Origin of the sequence: Paraburkholderia piptadeniae (assembly GCF_900007165.1) — a bacterium.
GTDB classification, from domain to species: domain Bacteria; phylum Pseudomonadota; class Gammaproteobacteria; order Burkholderiales; family Burkholderiaceae; genus Paraburkholderia; species Paraburkholderia piptadeniae.
In genome coordinates this window covers 1-1,236 of record NZ_CYGY02000192.1, presented here as the reverse complement: position 1 = coordinate 1,236, position 1,236 = coordinate 1, and the positions used below count along the sequence as shown (strand labels likewise).

The window sequence follows — 1,236 nt, the reverse complement described above, 5'->3', positions numbered from 1 at the left end:
AGGCCGGTTTGCCGTTCACGTCATCAATATTTCAGCAATCGCAAAACCAGATGGGTTGACTGCGGTAAGTCGGTGAGACTGGTGCCTGGCCGCGCACCGGCGGCTCACGTACGCAGCTCGAATACAGCGTCGCGGCTCGCGATGGCCCACGCGATTCGCGCGAACTTGTTGGCCAAAGCGCAGGTCACCACGTTTGAGTGTCGCCGTGCAAGCATCGAGCGCACCCAGTCGGCCACTGCGCCGGAGTAACTGTGCAGATGCAACATGAAGGCGTGAGCACACTGCACGAGCAGGCGGCGAACGTTCCTGTCTCCCCTCTTGGAGATGCCGAGCAGGTTCGATCGGCCTCCCGTGCTGTACTGACGTGGCACCAGCCCGACAGCAGCGGCGAAGTCGCGGCCGCATCGATATTGCTTGCCATCGCCAAGTTCGGAGCTGAGCAGGCTTGCTGTGATCGGTCCAACTCCGGGAATCGTCAGCAATCGCTGCGCTATGGCGTCATCCGCAAGCTGTCGGTTGAGTTCCTTTTCGACCTCGTCAATCTGCTCGGCAAGGTATTTGAGGTGTGCATGAAGTCGCTCGAGGATCGCAATGATACGTGGTGGCAACGAATGCTCGGCGAGTAGTGCCGGCAAACGCGTGACAACCGCATTGCCGACTGGGAGTGCGACGCCGAACTCGAGCAGGAACCCATGCATCTGGTTGGTGGTGCGCACCTTGTCCTTCACCAGCGCGTCACGTACCCGATGCAGCGCCGATAACGTCTGCTGCGATTCAGTCTTCGATGTAACGAAGCGCATTGATGGCCGGGAAGCGGCTTCGCAGATAGCCTCTGCGTCGACGAAGTCATTCTTGTTGCTCTTCACGAACGGACGCACGAATTGCGGTGATATGAGCTTTACATCGTGGCCGAACGCCACGAGCTTGCGTGCCATGTAATGAGCGCCTGCACAGGCCTCCATGACGACGGTACATGCCTGGAAGGTGGCGAAGAACTCGAAGAGTTGCTTGCGGGATACCTTCCTGCGAAACACGGCTTTGCCTGCCTTGTCCTGACCATGAAGGTGAAATGCATGCTTGCCCAGATCAATCCCGATCAGCGTGACGTTTTGCATGGCAGTGATCTCCCGAGGAAATAACCGGCTGCGTACCCTCGCTGCGCGGAAGGGGGTGACCATCCCATTACAGATGGCGCCGGTACTCGAGGCTCTCTGAGCGACGACCGGCTACGAAAGC

1 protein-coding gene is annotated in these 1,236 nt (G+C 59.0%); it reads right to left on the bottom strand.

The window, feature by feature from the left end:
- Positions 1–104: 104 nt before the first annotated feature.
- A complete protein-coding gene (locus BN2476_RS44265; protein ID WP_087740403.1) occupies positions 105–1,115 on the bottom strand; it encodes an IS110 family RNA-guided transposase in 1,011 nt (336 codons plus the stop codon).
- Positions 1,116–1,236 lie beyond the last annotated feature (121 nt).